Origin of the sequence: Spirosoma liriopis, assembly GCF_023196085.1 — a bacterium.
GTDB classification, from domain to species: domain Bacteria; phylum Bacteroidota; class Bacteroidia; order Cytophagales; family Spirosomataceae; genus Spirosoma; species Spirosoma oryzicola.
On record NZ_JALPRF010000001.1, the window covers coordinates 628399 to 646647 of the forward strand.

Genomic DNA, 18249 nt, shown 5'->3' on the forward strand with positions numbered 1-18249 from the left:
ATAGACGATGAACAAACCTCTTTATAGACTGCGGTAACTAGTCTCTAATACAGCCATTTAACGGATAAAGCGTAACCATGATACCCGTAAGTGTATCATGGTTACGCTTTATCCTGTTTAGTTTCCGATTTGATCGTTATTCATCAACAGCCTGTCAGTGTTGCTCTATCATGTTCTTGTGTGCGGGCCTATTTTAGAAGATCACTACGACCAGCGACCCGTCATCTGGATGAGAAACAAAATGTATTAACAGATAAGGCTATTGCTTTCTAGAAGTATCCATTAGGGCTTACACGTAAATAGGGGGTTTTCCCCGGAACGAAACGGGCGTATACCCGTAATGTTCGGCAAAAGTAGCTTGTACCTTTGCCCACGATGAATAAACCCCTGCCCTCCAATAATGATGCCAACCTTCATCTGTTTAGAGAACAGTTGGCAGCTTATATACGCAGCGTTCAGGCGCGTAACCGACGCAGTAAATCAGTCATGCAGGCAACACAGCGGCTTGTCAAGCAACTACAGCTTCCACCGCTACTATCTTGTTAAAGAGAACTGGTAAAGCGCCGGATTAGCGTAGTCCGGTGTTTTCTCTTGAAAATACTATTAGCCCTGCTTTTCATCACGTAATGTCTGTAGCCTTCAAAAGTTCCGACGACTTGCCTAACCCTTCACTGCTTCGCATCTATACGAAAGCAAAAGGGTCTCATTGGGTAACTACCGACAATTTGGTCTATCTGGAGGCTATTGCTAACTATACTTGGTTGCGTTGGGCGGACAGTGCCCCAACCCTTTCTCCCCATACCCTTAAGGTATTTGTCAACCAGTTACCACTTGCTGATTTTGTTCGCATCCATCGGCGCTATCTGGTTAATCGGCAATTTATACTTCAAATAGAAGTAGGATTAGACGGAGCTGTTGCTCACTTAAAGTCAGGATTAAGTCTGCCTGTTTCGCGTCGTAAGCTCGTATCTTTGCGTCGGCAGTTAATAGGCATTCCACTCATTAAAAAAGAGTGACCGATAGCGCACAACTTAGTACTATTTTATACTACGTACAGCTACTGCGATAAACCGAGCTTATGCCTATTATGAGCTAACATGCCTACATCTGGCTCCTCAGCATTATTAAATCAGTAAAGTGCGTTCTTCCCTCCGATCGTGGCCAATTTATCGAATCGTGATAATATTATAAGCAAAATGACACTACTTTCATTTTCAGCTAGTTGGAAACGAAACGCCCCCCGTCTTTAAGGGTATGGCTCATTCATACCATGTGCAGTGAAATACGTTTTGCTAAGAAGTTTGGGTTTTCCGGCTATGCTGCGGGCTTCCGGCTGTTTTACTAGCACCTGCCAGCCGGGGGAATACACTTGGTCGATGAACGGTACTGTAGTCGGTAGGGGCTCTAGCCTGAAGGTAGTACAAGCTCAAGCCACAACCTACATAGTTTCTTGTAGTAACGGAAGTAGTAAGACCCAAGTGGTGGGTATCAAACAACCTGACTGTGACCGGCCATCTGGATTCGTGGTAAACCCCAGAAACAATACCCAACAGGTTGAGTTGAATGCATCTTTTTGCGATGTGAGTTATCCAATTACCTGGTTAGTTAAACAGACAGGCAAGCCGTTTGCAGAATATACCGCTGGGAGAGATCGAAGCCGCATTGTAGTACAACGACCGGCAGATTTGCAAACGACAGCTGGGCCTATTGGTCAAAGTGACGATTATAATGTATCCTGTGTGGTTAAAGGCCAGTCGGTTCCTTGCCAGTTTTATGTGGGTAGCGCTGAGAGTCAAAGTCTCATTTTCTCCCCCGGTACTTGGGCAGGAGGTAACTCGGACCCTGCTAACATCCCTGATCCCTGCAATCAGTTTGTGGGTATTGAAAAAGGGGGTATTAAGAACATTGCCCGTAGCCCAGGGGATGAGAATACGGGCAATTATTATGTGCTCTACACGGACTGGTGTCCAGGCAACGTAGTCTGGTACGACGGCAACCGCAAGCTGACTCAACTGACAGTTGGCCCTTTCACCTCAGCCAAGTCCTTCAACTATGAGTGTACCCTGAGCAATGGCCAGGTCTGCAAAAGCAGTTACACGTTACCCATCGCGTCTCAGACCGGCGGTGGTCGGCTAGCGGCTACTAGTGAGGCCGTCTCGAAAGGGGTATCGGACAACTGTTCAAGCCAGATATCGCTGGCCACCGCGTCGGCGGTGTTCTACAGCCAGCTTCTCTGTAGTTTGAGCAATCTGATTCAAACCACAGACGATGCTCAAACCGTGTTGAGTAGCTTGAAACAGCAGTTGAGTGGCACAGCAGTCGTGTTCTCGACTGACCTCACTACCGTCATCAATGCCTTACTGGCTCACAATTGCCAGCAGGCAGCTCAGTTACTGGCATCTGCTAATGGGAGTGCTATGATCGACGATGAGGTCTTTAACAGCACTATTAACAGCTTGTTTACGAAAATATAGAGCCGCATAACCGCTGTCTTTGGGGCTAGATATCAGACAGTGGGGCAGACCATTCAAAGTGACCCGCGTGTCATTGTTGTCTCGGTCCAGACTTCGGACAAAAATAAAATCAATAGCACTATGGAAAAAATTGCCCAAGTTGACCGGCGAGAATCAGTAAATATCGCTGAAGACCGGCAGTCTGGGGTAAATGCCCTACCCATCGGGGCACATGGTCAAGTTTATTTTCGGGAGATTAGTACGGTCTGGAATCTGTCGAATCAACCCGCTTATATCGAGTACCTTTCCAATGTGTATGTATTGCCTATTTCCATCCAAAATGGCATCAGTCAGTTACAGGGCAAACCCCTTAATTTCCCCACTCTGGTGCAGGATGGCTCGCTGGGTAATCTGAGCGAGAACTTCTTGAAAGCCTTCTTTCTGAAGAAAATACAAGGCTATGAGAGCCGGGCATTGGGAGAAAGTAGCATGTATACGGGTTCCAATAGAAGCCTATATGAGACCGTCGCAGCTCAACTACTCAACCATTTCTATCAGAAGAGTGCGACCGACTACTTTCAGACCCAAGGGATTGCCGATGCCATTTACAACGATACTGATGTGGGGAATCGACGCATCAATAATATGATTAAAATAGTGGACGCGCTGTTCTTTCGTAAGATTGGCAATCTGGCCAAGCCTGAGGACAGCGACCCCACTATCTATCAAAAAGATTTCGTCCCTGCCAATATTTGGCCTGCCAAGGTTTTGGATAACCGATGGTTCGCGGATGTGTGTAAGACAAACGTGTTTCCCTCCTTTGGGGCTACAGATGCCATCACACTGAATGGAGCACCGGGTGTGGGTGATGCCGAACGGCTAGGCCTGTTTACGATTGGGGGCACGCAAGGTATTGATGTCCGAGTCAAAAGTATGACCCCCATCCTGACGCCCACCGAGCGGGGCTACGAGTCCACTGTTATTATTCGGTATTTGGATACCTTCGGGGTGAGTGAAAGTGACTACACTAAAGATTTAGATTTACCATCACCCGATTTATTAGAGCGTAATAACGGGCTGGGTCAGATCAACTACCTTCGCTTCAACTATCGGGGCGGGGTGTTGTCGCAGTGGATTCTACAGCACCAGTACGGTTACCCTCCTTTTACGGATTACCTAACCTATATTGTAAAAATGAAACGTGTATGGCCCGCCAACTAATCTCATCCCGAGCGATGATGCTATCGTTGCTTTTGCTTTCGACATTGTTGTGGCTCTATCGGGGTTCTCTGTTCGCTAAAGAACTGGACAGCACCGATATCATTATGATGAGAAAGGGGCGCACTATGGATGGCTACGGGTTCCTCTACGTAGGGGTAAAAAATGTAAGCAAAGGCAGGCCCAGTCAATACAGAGACTTTTTACCAAATGTAGCTGCCAACATTGCCGATACCATCCGTGAAAATATAAATATTTATTTTCTGACGTATGATCGCCAAATCGAGCAATATACACACAACTGGACTCCATTTAAGCTGGAAGAAGAAGTGCCTGATGCGTTTTTATTGAGGGAACACTGGAATGGTGGTAAAAAGCCAACTTTTGTCCACTGGTACATTCCTTCCCTTAAACCCCTCAACACCGAAGTGCCTGACCTGCTCCATTTGGAGGATACCAAGGTAGAACAAGTCAAGTAGAGCAATTGAGATCTAAGTATCCCAGCCTGCTATCTGATTTAACCCGCAACACCGATCTCCAGGCTCATTAGGCCGGGCGAGCTGCTGTATTCGTACTGGTGTCCGGAGGGCCAGGTGGCGTGGGTAACCGCAGCGGGGAGCCAGACGCTGACCGCTCCGGCGGTGCTGAACCTGAGCCAGACCAGCCAGCTGAGCTACAGTTACACCTGTTATTTGGCCAATGGTACGCCCTGTACCGGCAGCCATCGTTTACCCATCGCAGCTCAGGTGGGCGGTGGTCGGCTGGTGGCTAATAGTGGGGCCGTCTCGAATGGGGTATCGGACAACTGTTCAAGCCAGATATCGCTGGCCACCGCATCGGCGGTGTTCTATAGCCAACTCTTGTGTCAGTTGAGCAACCTGATTCAGAGTCGGGAGGATGCCCAAGCTAACTTTGTGTGAACTCGGCATTAGATTGTAACAGGTTTCACCTAAATACAAGGTGTGGTATCATTTTTACGATACCACACCCAGCCTGCCAACGTATTTCCTAGTGCATTAACGGGTGACCGATGACGGCTATAATCAATATCCTGCACACTCATCAAAATGTCATTCACTGACTCAATCAATGCCCGTTTCTTGAAATAAAGATAGTAATCGCGCTACCGGAAATATTGTTAATAAGATAAAACCTCCAAATGCCCTCTCAAGCATCAAGGTCTATTTTTGAGCATTACGCATGAGTAGACGATACATAAGTTTGACCATGAATCTACCGTTTTTAGGCTACTATTTTCGTATGTGAACAGCTCATCACATCACCACGCATCAATCAGAATCATCAGGCGAATACTTTAATGTATATACACGAAATAGCCCCGCATGAGCCGGGCTATTTCAGTTTATCTAGGCTGACTTATTGCCACCCTTGTTATCGCCCGGTGACTTCCTTTTGCGCTTGTTAAGAGCCTTACTCTTTTTCATCTCTGCGGCTACGCGTCGCTCATCAGGCTTACCATACACTTCGAGCCCTTTCGCGGACTTTCGGCCCAGCAGGACCTTTACAGCATCAGTGCTCAACAGCAGCGTATTGAAACACCAGTCCGTAAAGGTTTTCCTACCGGCTTTGCTCGATAACTCTTCGTGCAAACCCAGTTTTGCCGCTACCATTTTCAAATGGTCGTTGAAGCGCTGAGGGGACTTGATCGGTAGCTTTTCCCAACCGCCGTACTTATCAACAATCTGGTTAACCTCCTCAAAAATGGGTACCTGAATTTTTACTTCGGTCTTGATCCGGTCTTTGACGATCCAAGGCTTACCATCAAGTCCTTTTTTGATGGCTTTCCGGTGCTTTCGAACCAGATCAACCAGGTCGCCGTAGTGGACGCCCGACCGGCACAGGATCACAAATACATCTGCTGTCTGCTGAAGAATTTTGTTGTCGAACTTATGCTCTCGAACTTTCTGAAATTCTTCTTCAGTAAGATAGACGGGATCGTCCCACTCGGGACCCTTGATGCGTAACCCTTCCAGGGGATTCGTATCAGAAAGTTTATTGAGTTTCGCCCAGATCAGAACGTTTTTGATGGTCTGGGTCTGCTTAATAATGTAGCTATCAGCGTGGCCAACTTTGCCGCCATCGAGGGGAATAGATTTCATCCACCGACGGAACTTCTTCACCCAAGTAATGTCGAAGTCTTCGAGCAATAGGTCCGTCGCTTTCTCATTGATCAGAAAATTAGTGAGCTTTTTTCGCACATTATCGCAGACATTCAGTGTTTCCTTGCAAAGATCACGCTCCTGATCCTTGCGGCTATCAGCCATGTACAACTCAAAGGCGGTCAGTATGGGAGCGGCTCCAGTCAGGGTTTTGTCAAGATAAGCCCGTTTCAGTTTCGCAGCCGTAATTTTCTCTTTGCTTCGATACAGCGTTGTGTAAGCAGCCCGGACATCATTGCGCATAATATCAAGAAATTCATTCTTGAACTGGGCTTCGGGATCTGCCCTGGTGACCCGGTCGCTATCCCAGTGCTCTTTCCAGATCTCAAGCCCCGTCGAGCAGATATCCATTTGCTGACCGGCTACCGTTACCCGACAATACAAGGTACACTTACCACCTTTTTTGCTTTTCCGTCTCCAGAATGAAACGTCCATTTTTACGAGAAACATAACTACTCACGATTTTGGTGAGCAGGGTGTACGGTACATTGTAGAGAGACAGGAACCCATTGATTACCATATAGTACCGTTTTCATATTAAATTGACTTTATGGTTACATAGCGGGGTACCAATAGGTTTTTTTGGGTGTCACTAGAGTTGCCACTAATGCCCAGAAAGGCCGCATAAAACGCGGGGCAGGAGGCTATATTCTGGGGATCAGGCACAAAAAAAGCCCGCAACGGGCTACGTAGCGGGCACTCTTGGTCTTAAACAGTTACTTTGCAGAGAGGAAGGGATTCGAACCCTCGATACGGTTGCCCGCATACACACTTTCCAGGCGTGCTCCTTCAACCACTCGGACACCTCTCTATTATATCGTTCCAAATATCTGATTTTGAGGACGTTACTTTTTGAGTTTTAGCGTTTTTCAAGGCGTTTTGTCTCACTAAGTGTCTCCGATATTGGACTGTATTGCGGGTGCAAAGTAAGCGAATGAGCAGTGATTGTGCAAGTACTGTGCAGTATATGTGCCGTTATGCGGTTTATTTCTTCTGTGTAAGGAACACCGACGATTCTACGGGCGAGGTATTTGTTTTATTTTTATTGCGGTACTCTTCGTATTCCTTAAGGTCAACGCAAAAGTCTTCCTTCTTTTTACTGATCGCTTTCCCGGTCGAAGTATCGTAATAGCTGATTTCGCAGGTATAGCACTTTTTTGGACCTATGGGGTTACATTCGAAGCGAAGAAGTAGAATCGAGCAATAGACTAAAAGCCGTTTCATCGTTTGACTGATTTATTTACGGTTCCAGTCTCGGTCAATTTTTCGAATAAAATAGAGTTCGTATACCTCGGATAGTTTTACTTGGAAGTCAGGGTATTCGCTTTTGTCTGGGTTGACCGAGGCACAAGTAATGATGCCGGCTTTTGTGTCGTGCTGAATGATGCGCTTTATTATTAATCCATCATGAGTAACAATGACAAAATCAGTGCCGCCATTAAGATATAATTTATCCCTCCATAAAACAGGGTCAACAAATCGACCGATAGCTACATCACCGTGACAAATGGCGTTTCGGCTATTGTCATCCATACTATCACCTCTTACCTCAAAAGCCCTAAAGGTGCCCTTCTCATTTTTCGGCAGAACAATATTGTACTTGGGTAGCTCAGTGATGTATTCAGGATCTTTCCAGCCGTGCGGATAACTAGCGTAAGCATATTCGGGCACCAATGGCATTGTCATTAAAACCATACCATTATCTAAATCCCAAAACTCGTTACCTGCTTGGTTCTTCGTTGACTCGGTTTCATCAACCAGATCAATCATTATTGCGTCTTCGCCGGACTTACTTATATACTGGCTTGCTCCAGACTTACTATCTAAATCAAGGAGGTCTTCTACTACAACACCTAAGGCAGCAGCCATGCCTTTTAGATCCTTTTCCTTCTTGACCTGACCACTCGAAAGAATAGTGTTCATAGTCCTTCTACTGATTCCTACGGCGTCAGCAAACGACTCTTGTGTAAACCCCTTTGTCTTGTATAAGCGTTGGACCTTATAGGCGTCAATATACATTGATAATCAACTAGTTATCAAATATCTGCACAAAAGGGCAAATATTTTTGCCCAATAACTTGCACAATTGTGCAGATTGAGCAATATTTACAGCACAATAACTGCACAAATTTAGCACGATATGAACACAGAGCAAGTAACAACTATGCAAACAGAAGTGTCTTTGAGTGAACGGTTAAAACGAGCATATGAACGGGTGTCACCCAGTTTACGAAAATTCGCCCGACAAGAGTTTGCGACCTTTCACCGCATCCATGAAGACACCTTTCGAAAGAAGCGCAATGGTGATGCGGTTGCCACCGAGCAAGAATGCGAATGGATGGAAGGTTGGAAGCCAAAACCCATAAAGGCATGACGATCCACCCATTCAAAATTGTTCGGGGTGGACAGGATGAACCCAAGGCTACTCCCTCACCTCCAAAGAAGTTTGCTAAGCTTAACAACAGGCAAATGCGAATTGATCGGCTAATGGCTGAATTCTTCGCCGATCGCGACCTGTACATTGACAAAATGAGAGCTAAACAAAGGAAGTAACCATGAGTGGCAAAAAAGCAAAACAGCACCACAAAGAATTGGCTTTACTCCGTCTGCCACGAACGCGCCGGAAGCGCCCAGAAATCGCCAAGCTGCCCTAGCCAGTTAGGCGCTGCTCAACAGCTAACCTCTCCTCCCAACAATCAATGGATCTGCCTCAACCCGGCTTTTTAGCCAGGCCGCTACCCCTTTGCCTAATCGGAACCAATGAGCCCGCCAAACGCCCCCAATCAGCCCTCTACGACTCAATCCGCAGCCAATGAACGGATACCAACTCACCAAAGCCTTTTACGACGAGGTTGAAAGCAACGAAGCCATGCAAATAGCGTGTAAGGCCCATCATCTGAGTCTGTATACCTGGATCTGTGAGTTGCGCAATCGCAGCGGTCGTGAGATTCTTGATCTGCCCGTCGACTACACCATGCGAATGGCGTTTATCGGCTCACAACATACGCTGGCTAATGCCATCGAAGATTTAGTCAAGTGGGGGTTGATCGAAGTGCTGATGAAGACCAAAGGGCAGGGTACCAAGGTTAGAATCGCTTTTGCATTTCTGCAAAAGCACTGCAAAAGCGATGCAAATGAAGAGGGCGCTTTTGCAGAAATGCAATTGCAAAAATGCAATTGCATTTCTGCAAAAGCGATGCAAATGAAATGCAAACAACTAAAATTAATAAAACTAAAAAAACTATATATATATATAGGGGGCGTAAAAAAATTTTAGAGGAGTCAACAACCACCGACTCACAAGCGCAGGAGCCACTACCAACGGCACTGCCCACCGACCCGCCACCGATTGAGCCGCTACCGCTCGATCCGCCACCCGAACCGACTACGCCTGACACCAGCGTTCGTCTGAACGGCAAAGGTCAAATGATCAAACCCGACCTGCCAACCCTAACGGCTTTTGTGCTGGACAAGGGCGGTACCAAGCTGATGGCCGATGAGATGTTCTACTTCTACACCTCCAAGGGTTGGATGGTCGGCAAAAGTCCCACGAAAGACTGGAATGCCGCGGCTCGCAATTGGATCTCTCGAAGCAAGTCGACTGAAAGTGCCCAGGCACCTCAGAAAAAACTAATCGTCTAACCAACTATCACCATGGCAACCTACGACGAACTCGGCATTGATGTCAAACTGCACGGTAGCCGAAATCAAAAAGTCAAATGCCCCATGTGCATTCACCAGCGTAAAAATAAATCTGATAAATCTTTATCGGTTGACCTTACCCGAGGCTTGTACAACTGTCACTACTGCTCCTGGCACGGCTACGTCACCGATAAAACTGACGAGGAAATACGGCAGGATCGTAAGAAGTACGCCAAGCCCGAACCCCTTGAACTGCCCCTCAATGACAATACGGTTCGCTGGTTTAAAGAACAGCGCGGCATCGATCCCGAGACCCTGCAATACTTCCGCGTCAGTGAGTCCAAAGAATGGATGCCCGAACGCGATGGCCATCCTGCGGGGAAGCGCAGCTGCATCAACTTTAACTACTTCCGCGACGGCGAAAAGGTCAACGTCAAGTATCGCGACAAACTCAAGTGCTTTCGGCTGACCAAAGATGCCGAGCTGGTGCTGTACAACCTGGACTCGTTGAAAGACCGCACCACCTGTCTGATCTGCGAGGGGGAGATCGATGCGATGACCTTCTACCAGTCGGGACACTATGGCGCCGTGTCGGTACCCAACGGAGCCAGCAAGGGTAGCGCCAAGCTGGAATACCTCGACAACTGTTGGTCGGCCCTCGAAAAGATGCAAAAGATCATTATTGCCGTGGATGGGGATCAGGCCGGGGAATTCTTGAAAAACGAGCTGATCCGGCGCTTCGGCAAACACCGGTGTTGGGTCATTGAGTATCCTGCGGATTGTAAAGATGCCAATGAAGTGCTGCTCAAACACGGGATCGAAGCGGTCCGTACGTTGTGGCAATCGGCGGTTGCCCCTCCCCTGGAATCGGTTCTGCTAGTCGACGACCTGCGGGCCGAATTGGAAGACATTGCCCTTAATGGCTGGCCAAAGTCCGACGCCATTGGTTACGAAGGGTTCGACCACTTACTTCGTTTTCGACGCGGGGAGGTTACCACCGTTACGGGTATCCCTGCCCACGGCAAAGGCGAGTTCACCGATCAGATCGCCATTCGACTAGCCTCCCGTCACGGCTGGAAGGTGGGGGTGTTCTCTTACGAAGAGCCGTCGTTCATCAAGGTTATCAAGCTTTGCCAGAAGTACACCGGCCTGCCCTACTACCGCACGGATAAGAACGCGATGATGAATGCGGCCCAGCGTAACGCAGCGCTCAACTTCGTCAACGACCACTTCTTTTTTATCGACATTGACACGGTCGACCTAACCATCGATGGCATTTTAGACAAGGGCCGTGAACTGGTTTTACGAAAAGGCATTGACCTATTGATCATTGACCCTTACAACTGCATCGAATCCAAGCGGCAAGCCTTCCAGAGCGAAACCGAGTACGTCAGTGAAGTGATGGGCAAGATCACCCGCTTTGCCCGCCTGAATGACGTTCACGTGTTTCTAGTGGCTCACCCGACAAAAATGCGCAAGGACGAGAAGGGCAATTACTACGTGCCGACACTGTACGATATCGCCGGTTCGTCAAACTTCTTCAATAAGACCTACAACGGGTTGTGCGTTTACCGTAATTACGAAACCAACACAGCGGACGTACACGTGCAGAAGGTTAAGTTTTTCTTCAACGGTCAGTTGGGTTCACAGACCTTCAAGTTCGACGCCCACACGGGCCGTTACGCCGAGGAGGGCAATCCGATGTGGCAAACCGAGATCGAGTTTCAGCAAAAGCGCCAGGTTCAATTAGCTATGGACTTAGAAGCTTCTGCGCCCGTTGAACCACCATCAGCCGAAGCCAGTCAGTCCGAGACGCTAAAGCCAACCGGTTCGAACAGCTTCCAAGACCCCTTAGACAAAGAAGACGTCCCCTTCTAGCGAGAACACCGCTATGACCTTTTCCGCTTCTAAGCGCCCCTGCCTGAAGCTTAATACCTCCAATCGACTATCAATTTAACCTGGCCTCGTACGGCCAACCTAACCAATTCAATCCGATGAGTACGCAACCACACGATGCGCCTGGTAGGGATTCTACATCCCAAACCGAAGCAACACCCGCATTTCCAGGTGTCATCCCAAGAACCAATTACTCGCTAGTGCTTCCGCTGGTCGTTCGCCACGGCAATCAGGAAGCGGGAGCCATGCTGGTCTACCGGGCCATTAGCCATTACAAGCAAAACGTCCTGCGTAATCTCTTGCAGAGTTACAGCGCCGACGATCATTCATCAACGGTTGAAGACCTGCTGGAGCTGGAGCTACTGGAAGGCTACTCGCTTGAACTGGTATCGGCGCTTGAAACAGCAGCACGAGCCAACTATCAAGCCTACTGCCAAACGGCTGAACCCGAGGAGTACCGCCAATCCTATCAGGAATGGGAAGAGCAGGACGACAAGCGCCACAATGAGTACTTCAAGACCTACAGCCGCTAATCATGAAGGAGCTAATCGCCATTACGACCGGTGGGCAAGGCTCGCTTGTCGTCTCAGCCCGTGAACTACACCGCTTTCTAGGTAACAGAAGACAGTTTGCCGACTGGATCAAAAACCGGATACGCCAATATGAATTCGTCGAAGGCCAAGACTACATATCGGTTTCACAAAATAGTGAAAACGGTGGACGAATGATTGAGTACGCCCTAACGCTCGACACGGCCAAAGAGCTATCGATGGTTGAACGGACGCAGAAGGGCAAACAAGCTCGCCAATACTTCATCGATTGCGAAAAGCGGCTCCACAAACGAGCGCCCGCTTTGCCTAGTAGCCTCCTCGTCGATCACGACCAACGCATCGCTGACTTAGAACAGCAGCTTAAGCAAATGATCGATTCTCAGCAACAGGCCGCTCGTTCGCTGCTTGACATACCGCGTAGTACCGAAGCCTTACCCGAAGAAACGACTCGCATCAAAGTACAACGGTTAGTTAACGCTTATTGCCGGGCCAAAAGCGTGGGTCAGCAGGAAGTCTGGCGTAAGGTGTATGACCGCTTGTACTACCTCTACAAGATCAACATCCGCGCTCATAAACGCTCCGAGCGGGAAAGCTGGTTGGATGTGGTCGATAGAAAAGGCTACATGGATAAGGTGTACGCTATTGCCAGTGCTGAACTTACCTACGAAGAGGAATGAGAGCGCTGGCGTATCGTAGTGGGGCTGGCCAAGGTGTCAGTCCTGCAACACCGGTAGCGATAAATCCGGCTACGGACTCTCCTCTGATCGTACGGGTAGAAGGGCGTGGTAGCTACGCCATCGTTTATACCAACGACGGTAAACCGCACTTGCTGGCCAAGAATCTGTCGGCACTGGCCAAGCAGCTACCTACTTTCTGGCGGGTGCACAAGTCGCACCTGATCAATCCGTACTACGTTGCCGGCACGGTGGAATCGGTTCGTTCCAAAGCTCTGCTTCGGCTAACCACAGGCTATAGCGTACCCGTGGCGCGTCGACAACGAGCCGCTATCTGTGCCAAGCTCGACCCGCTTAGCTTCCTGCACTAAAAATCACTCTCTCCCGCTGACCAAACCGGTTCAGCTTCACCATCTAACTTATGAATGCAATGAACACCCCAGCCAATACCAACGAAACGCCCCAAAACGCGCCATTGCAACTAGTTGTCAACAGTAAGCTTACCCTGACTCGGGACGACTCGTGCTTAGTGGATATGATGAACCACCTGCCCATGATGAACGATACGCGGGAAGAAGTAAGAAACTGGTTTTTGGCCTACGTCGAACGTGGCGAAATCGGTACGCGATCTTGCGATCATTACAAGTGCCTGGACGATTTCTTTAGTGCCATTATTTTAAAGCTGGTTGATGCGCAGAAAGGAGGACAGGCTCATGTATAATTCGTTGTTCATTAACTTCTACCTGCGGAAGTCCACTACGGAGCCTACACTTGGTTCGGTCAATGTGCGGGTAACGGTCAACGGTAAACGCATCACGCTCGGAACCGTTACGTCGGTAGCCGATTCGAGTTTGCCTAAGTCGGTGATGATTCAGCGGGACCACTGGGACAAGCGCAAATCGAAAGTAAAACCCCAAAGCCCACACGCAACGCTGTTGAACAAGGCAATATCTGATTGTGAACAGAAGCTCCAGAAGGTCTACGCCCAACACGAAAGCTTTGATCAGAAAATGACCGCCAACGGTTTAAAGGGCGTGGTTAAACACGGTCAGCGGATGCTACTAACTTTTCCGGCACTCATTGATAAGTTTTTGGAAGAGCGAATAGCCCTAAAAACCAAAGCATCGACGGTAGACACCTATCGATTCAAAACCCGTCCGCTGTTATTGTTCTTAGAGTCCGAAAACGCGTCAGATCTACCCGCCGTTGACTTTACACCGGGAACGCTCAAACGCTACCGGACGTACTTAATCACCCAGCGGGGTAACTCGGACCGCAACGCCGACAAAAGCTGTCAGGTCGTCAAAACGCTTTTGTTGTGGGCCGCTGAAAGCGAATTGATTCACAAGAATCCATTGATGAACATTCGGATCAGAGTTGACAAAACGCCAAATCTGGAATGTGTGACCCAGGAAGAGCTAGCCACTTTGCGGGAAGCGGTCTTACTACCCCAAATGCGGGAGGTTGCTGACTGTTTCGAGTTCGCTTGCTACACAGGTTTGGCTTATCAGGATATGAAAGCCCTGTCAGCTAAAAACCTGCAACTCGTCGAAGGGAAACACTGCTTAGTGGGGTATCGATTAAAAACGGGAACGGAGTACTGTATTCCGGTTACGGAGCGGGTTTGGGACTTGATGGATAAGTACAAGGGTATCAACCTGCCCTTACCCGCACTTGATGACTACAATCCGTTGCTTCGTCAAATCATGTTCTCGGTAGGCATCGACAAGCGGATCACCTCACACACGGCCCGTAAGACATTTGCTGACTGGTGTATCAACGAAGTGGGTTTATCGGAGGAGGCTACCATCGTCGCGATGGGTCAGAAGAACGCCAAGGAGCTGACGCCGTACCGGAAGACCAGACCCAAACGGTTGTTGGCTGAGTTTCCAACGGACTTGATGCGTCGGGAAATTGACCGAGTGCCGTTCAAGCATATTGTCAAAGCGTCGTAACGAAGTGAAGCCTCAGCGTACTGCCTACAAGCCTGTGTATAGTTTGTAGAGGCCTTGCTACCCTAGTAATTAGACTAAGTGCCCGACTCGTGTTTAAGTCGGGCGCTTAATTTGTTGAATATAGTTTCGCCAAGCTATGTCTTATAAATGCCTTACTTAAAGTAAAACTTTACTTAGTGTACTGGCATAATTAGATCGATTAAGACATCGATAGGCTAAAGAAATGTCCGTTTTGCCCCTATTTGGGAGAATTGTTATAGTGATTGGGCGATTTGTTATCGTCCGTTAGCTTGGCTCTGGTCTACTTTTGCCTCGCAACGCAAGCGGGTGCTGACCCGCATCAGGCGGTTGTATATCCTTACATTTTACCAATTATTTTTTGGCGAGCAGGATCACTAACCCCCTGCACTAACGCGTATGAAAACACAATTTACTACTAAAGCCCGGCGACTAACGGCTCGCTGGCAATGGGGACTAACACTGCTACTAGGCGGCAGTGTAGCCATGAGCGTTCAGGCTCAGAACTCCGGCTCGGTGACCACTACCCAGAGCTTTTCCTACACCGGCCAGATTGAAACTTGGCAGGTGCCTACCGGCGTGACTTCGCTGACCATTGAAGCTAGAGGTGCGGCGGGTGGTGACGTAATTAATCGAGTAGTTACTGCAGGCAAAGGAGCGATCGTGGCTGCCCGGGTGGACGTCACCCCAGGTCAATCCTTAAGTATTCTGGTGGGTCAGAGTATTGGCGGACGCTCAGCTGGCGGTGGGGGCTCGTTTGTAGTAGCATCACCCAGCAGCAGTACATTGGCCACTCCCTTAGTCATCGCTGGAGGAGGAGGGGGAGCTTCTCGGTATCCTTCGGAGGTAGGAGCCAAGCACGGACAAACAGGCTCCGATGGGGGCTCGGGTTCAGTGTCCGGAGGAACGGGGGGACTTGGTGGTGACGCTGCCAGAAATTCCTCCCGGCTTACTGGTGGTGGCGGTGGCGGTTTCATTGGAAACGGTGGAGGATCTGTCGCATATCCTAACGCTGGAGGGCGATCATTCATTAACGGCGGGCAGGGAGGTAGTAATTCCAGTAGCGGTGGTTTTGGGGGGGGCGGTGGGTCCTTTGACGACTATACCGGCGGTGGTGGCGGCTATTCAGGTGGCGGTGGGGGTGGTGATTCGAACGGCGGTGGGGGTGGGTCATTCACGGCCGGGGAGCGGTTGTTTGCCCGCAGTGGCGCAACAGAAGGTAATTCTGGCAATGGCTTGGTAACGATTACCTATCAAGCTCCCCCTTGCTCTCCTTTCTCCGCCAGCCTCACGAACGATGGCCCCCTGACCTGCGCCAAGACCATCGTTACCCTAACCACAACGGGTGGACCGACCGGTGCTACCTACACCTATAGTCCGGGAGCGGTCGCCAGCTCAACCAGTAGCGCTACGGCTACGGTGACCAACTCGGGTCCCTATAGCGTCACAGTAACCGTGCCCGGTGGCTGCTCGGCCACGGCCACAACGAACGTTACCAGTAACACCATCGCGCCAGCGGCTCCCGTCATTGCTACCCAGTCGGGCGGGCCTTATCCCGCTGGTGTATCGAGTCTGACTATTTCACAGAATACGGGCAATGTAATTTTGGGTGTTTCGGGTTGCCAGGACGGTACCATCAACTGGAACGGAGGCACCAGCACCACGTTGGCGGTCTCAACGGCTAATCTGGGTACGCAGAGCTTTACGGCTACCTGTACCAGCAATCAGAACGGTTGTGCCAGTTCCATCGGTACCGCCACGGTCACGGTCGTTGCGCCCACGCTCAAAGTGCTCTCGCGCGATCCGGATAACGGGCTCTTGAACACTAACACGCTCAAGCCCTATCTGCTGCTGCAAAATGCGGGTACGACCCCCATCCCCTACGCTAACGTCACCTTGCGCTATTGGCTGACGACTGAGGATAATGTAGGTCTGATCTTCCAGAAGAACTTTGTAGCCATTGGGCAAAATAACCTCAACCTACGCTACGTACCACTGGCGACTCCGCGTCAGGGGGCCATGGGCTACATCGAGTATAGCTTCAGCGCCGGGGCGGGTAGTCTGGCACCAAACGGGGATTCGGGACCGCTGGAAGTACAGGCCAGTAAGCAGGACTACAGTAACTTCTTCCAGGGCGACGACTACTCCTACAGCACCAACGGCAGCTATACGCTCAACCCCCGCGTCACCGCCTATCAGAACGGCACTATCTTCTATGGTCAGGAGCCTACTTCTGTCAACTCGCAGACGGCGGTGCAGGTCTATTCAGCACCCAAGGAGGGAATCACTACCTATCAGGTGCAGCCCCGGCTGGAACTCCGCAACACAGGGAACGTAGCTCTATCGGTCCCTGATTTCCGACTACGCTACTACTTTACCTCCGACAACAACCAACCAGCGAACGTGTATGTCGATTACGCTGACATCGGGGCGGCTAACGTAGGGGCTCGGATAATTAAATTACCAGCACCAGTCGGCGGAGCTGACAGCTACGTTGAGTTGCGCTTTACCGGTGGCCCCCTGACGCTCAATCCAGGCAGTAGCTTGGGGGCCATCGATCTACGGATTGTGCGATCAGACAACGGGCTTTTTGATCAAAGTAACGACTACTCCTATGCGCCTAACTACAGCGGTCTGGGGCTGAACAATCGCATCACGGTGCTGCTCAATAACCGGCTCATCTTTGGCACTCCTCCACCGGGTGCACCATACCGGGTGGGTTTTGATGAACGGGCCGAGTCGTTATCGGTGAAGGTGTTGGGCAACCCCGTAGTGGGTCAGTCGGCTGAAGTAGAGATTAGCGGGGTAAATGGTCAAACCGTACAACTGAAGTTGGTCGATCTACAAGGCAAGACGCTCCATGGCCAGAGCATTAAAGAGGCTGGTTCGGTCGAACGAGTGAGTCTACCCTTGGGGAGTGCACAAGGCATTCTTCTCTTGGATGTGAACACGGCTACCCAGCGCCAGCAGATCAAGCTATTGCGACCTTAACTTTTCTACACACACCCTCAACTAACAAGGCCCGGATCTTCACTGATTCGGGCCTTGTCATTATTACCATTTGAGTACTGAATCTTTTCGCTACAATGTAGCTGTACAGTAGTGGTTCAGAAATGAACAGCCACTGTACAGCTACTTGATAGAAAGGTCAAGCGAAGACTAGACAAAAGACGCTTCTGTTATAGCTTTCCAGCGCTTGGATGCGTATTTTTAAGTCCGTTTGGTCCTTAGCGACTAGCCGTACCTACCGTAACTTCTATAAACCTTCATGCTTATCTGTCAGCCTAAACAGGCTCAGCCTTGCTTTTTCTACCGGAGCAGTACCGATCAACTAGCACTCAACACGTTTCTAGTCCACTGCGGAGGCTCACAGGCTACATTCGAGCCAACCGGCAAAGCCTTGTTTGCTACCGATCGTAAAGGGCAGTCCGTTTCTATCTTCGTGATGCCTGGTTCATGGGTACGCTGTTTGGATAAAGGGCAGTTCACCGCCGTCCCTGACCGCATCTTTCAGCAACAGTTCGAGCTGGTTTGTTAGACCTACTAGAACGAATAAGCCGAACTACAAACAGCCCAATCACACGCCCTGGCAGCAAATGTTTGTGAAGGCAGGTCATGGCTCATAAACTCAACGGATTGGCTGAACGTGAGGCATTGATTGG

General features: G+C 49.6%; 19 protein-coding genes, 1 tRNA gene and 1 pseudogene. 16 read left to right on the forward strand and 5 right to left on the reverse strand.

Annotated elements, in window-relative coordinates:
- Positions 1-626: 626 nt before the first annotated feature.
- The 5 genes from M0L20_RS02615 (at position 627) to M0L20_RS02635 (ending at position 4591) form a co-directional block, all read left to right on the forward strand.
- Positions 627-1016, forward strand: a complete 390-nt coding sequence (locus M0L20_RS02615) for a LytR/AlgR family response regulator transcription factor (protein WP_248475503.1) — start codon at positions 627-629, stop codon at positions 1014-1016.
- A gap of 669 nt (positions 1017-1685) precedes the next feature.
- Positions 1686-2474, forward strand: coding sequence for a hypothetical protein (locus M0L20_RS02620; RefSeq protein WP_248475506.1), 789 nt, complete (start codon positions 1686-1688; stop codon positions 2472-2474).
- A 120-nt stretch (positions 2475-2594) separates the two neighbouring features.
- A complete protein-coding gene (locus M0L20_RS02625) occupies positions 2595-3674 on the forward strand; it encodes a hypothetical protein (RefSeq protein WP_248475507.1) in 1080 nt (359 codons plus the stop codon).
- Entirely contained in the window at positions 3659-4150 is a 492-nt protein-coding gene (locus M0L20_RS02630) for a hypothetical protein (protein ID WP_248475509.1), read from the forward strand. The genes M0L20_RS02625 and M0L20_RS02630 overlap by 16 nt, the downstream gene beginning before the upstream one ends.
- 114 nt (positions 4151-4264) lie before the next feature.
- Entirely contained in the window at positions 4265-4591 is a 327-nt protein-coding gene (locus tag M0L20_RS02635; RefSeq protein WP_248475511.1) for a hypothetical protein, read from the forward strand.
- Between the two features lie 29 nt (positions 4592-4620).
- Here M0L20_RS02635 and M0L20_RS30470 read toward each other — a convergent pair.
- The 5 genes and pseudogenes from M0L20_RS30470 to M0L20_RS02655 form a co-directional block, all read right to left on the reverse strand.
- Positions 4621-4791: pseudogene (locus tag M0L20_RS30470) on the reverse strand (IS982 family transposase); the annotation flags it as partial.
- Positions 4792-5038: 247 nt separating this feature from the next.
- Positions 5039-6301, reverse strand: a complete 1263-nt coding sequence (locus tag M0L20_RS02640) for a phage integrase SAM-like domain-containing protein (RefSeq protein ID WP_248475513.1) — start codon at positions 6299-6301, stop codon at positions 5039-5041.
- A 274-nt stretch (positions 6302-6575) separates the two neighbouring features.
- Positions 6576-6662, reverse strand: a tRNA-Ser gene (locus tag M0L20_RS02645).
- A gap of 425 nt (positions 6663-7087) precedes the next feature.
- The gene (locus tag M0L20_RS02650; RefSeq protein ID WP_248475519.1) at positions 7088-7774 is read right to left on the reverse strand and encodes a S24 family peptidase; all 687 of its coding nucleotides are present in this window, start codon (positions 7772-7774) and stop codon (positions 7088-7090) included.
- A gap of 304 nt (positions 7775-8078) precedes the next feature.
- A complete protein-coding gene (locus M0L20_RS02655; protein ID WP_248475520.1) occupies positions 8079-8237 on the reverse strand; it encodes a hypothetical protein in 159 nt (52 codons plus the stop codon).
- A 173-nt stretch (positions 8238-8410) separates the two neighbouring features.
- Between M0L20_RS02655 and M0L20_RS02660 the strand changes: the two genes are divergently transcribed.
- The 11 genes from M0L20_RS02660 (at position 8411) to M0L20_RS02710 (ending at position 18125) form a co-directional block, all read left to right on the forward strand.
- On the forward strand, positions 8411-8578 hold the full coding sequence (locus M0L20_RS02660; protein ID WP_248475525.1) for a hypothetical protein: 168 nt from the start codon (positions 8411-8413) through the stop codon (positions 8576-8578).
- Positions 8579-8663: 85 nt separating this feature from the next.
- A complete protein-coding gene (locus tag M0L20_RS02665) occupies positions 8664-9128 on the forward strand; it encodes a hypothetical protein (RefSeq protein ID WP_248475527.1) in 465 nt (154 codons plus the stop codon).
- Positions 9059-9493 (forward strand): hypothetical protein, encoded by a 435-nt coding sequence (locus tag M0L20_RS02670; RefSeq protein ID WP_248475529.1) that lies wholly within the window; start codon positions 9059-9061, stop codon positions 9491-9493. The genes M0L20_RS02665 and M0L20_RS02670 overlap by 70 nt, the downstream gene beginning before the upstream one ends.
- 12 nt (positions 9494-9505) lie before the next feature.
- Positions 9506-11371, forward strand: coding sequence for a DnaB-like helicase C-terminal domain-containing protein (locus M0L20_RS02675; protein WP_248475532.1), 1866 nt, complete (start codon positions 9506-9508; stop codon positions 11369-11371).
- Between the two features lie 116 nt (positions 11372-11487).
- Positions 11488-11922 carry a hypothetical protein gene (locus tag M0L20_RS02680; RefSeq protein ID WP_248475534.1) on the forward strand — a complete coding sequence of 145 codons (435 nt, stop codon included), beginning with the start codon at positions 11488-11490 and terminating at the stop codon, positions 11920-11922.
- A gap of 2 nt (positions 11923-11924) precedes the next feature.
- Positions 11925-12617, forward strand: coding sequence for an antA/AntB antirepressor family protein (locus M0L20_RS02685; RefSeq protein ID WP_248475535.1), 693 nt, complete (start codon positions 11925-11927; stop codon positions 12615-12617).
- Positions 12614-12985 carry a LytTR family DNA-binding domain-containing protein gene (locus tag M0L20_RS02690; protein WP_248475536.1) on the forward strand — a complete coding sequence of 124 codons (372 nt, stop codon included), beginning with the start codon at positions 12614-12616 and terminating at the stop codon, positions 12983-12985. Before M0L20_RS02685 ends, M0L20_RS02690 begins: the two co-directional genes overlap by 4 nt.
- A 59-nt stretch (positions 12986-13044) precedes the next feature.
- Positions 13045-13335 (forward strand): hypothetical protein, encoded by a 291-nt coding sequence (locus tag M0L20_RS02695; protein ID WP_248475537.1) that lies wholly within the window; start codon positions 13045-13047, stop codon positions 13333-13335.
- Positions 13328-14569, forward strand: coding sequence for a phage integrase SAM-like domain-containing protein (locus M0L20_RS02700; RefSeq protein WP_248475538.1), 1242 nt, complete (start codon positions 13328-13330; stop codon positions 14567-14569). Before M0L20_RS02695 ends, M0L20_RS02700 begins: the two co-directional genes overlap by 8 nt.
- Before the next feature lie 417 nt (positions 14570-14986).
- Positions 14987-17578 carry a cellulose binding domain-containing protein gene (locus M0L20_RS02705; RefSeq protein ID WP_248475539.1) on the forward strand — a complete coding sequence of 864 codons (2592 nt, stop codon included), beginning with the start codon at positions 14987-14989 and terminating at the stop codon, positions 17576-17578.
- Positions 17579-17855: 277 nt separating this feature from the next.
- Positions 17856-18125, forward strand: a complete 270-nt coding sequence (locus M0L20_RS02710; protein ID WP_248475540.1) for a hypothetical protein — start codon at positions 17856-17858, stop codon at positions 18123-18125.
- Positions 18126-18249: the final 124 nt, after the last annotated feature.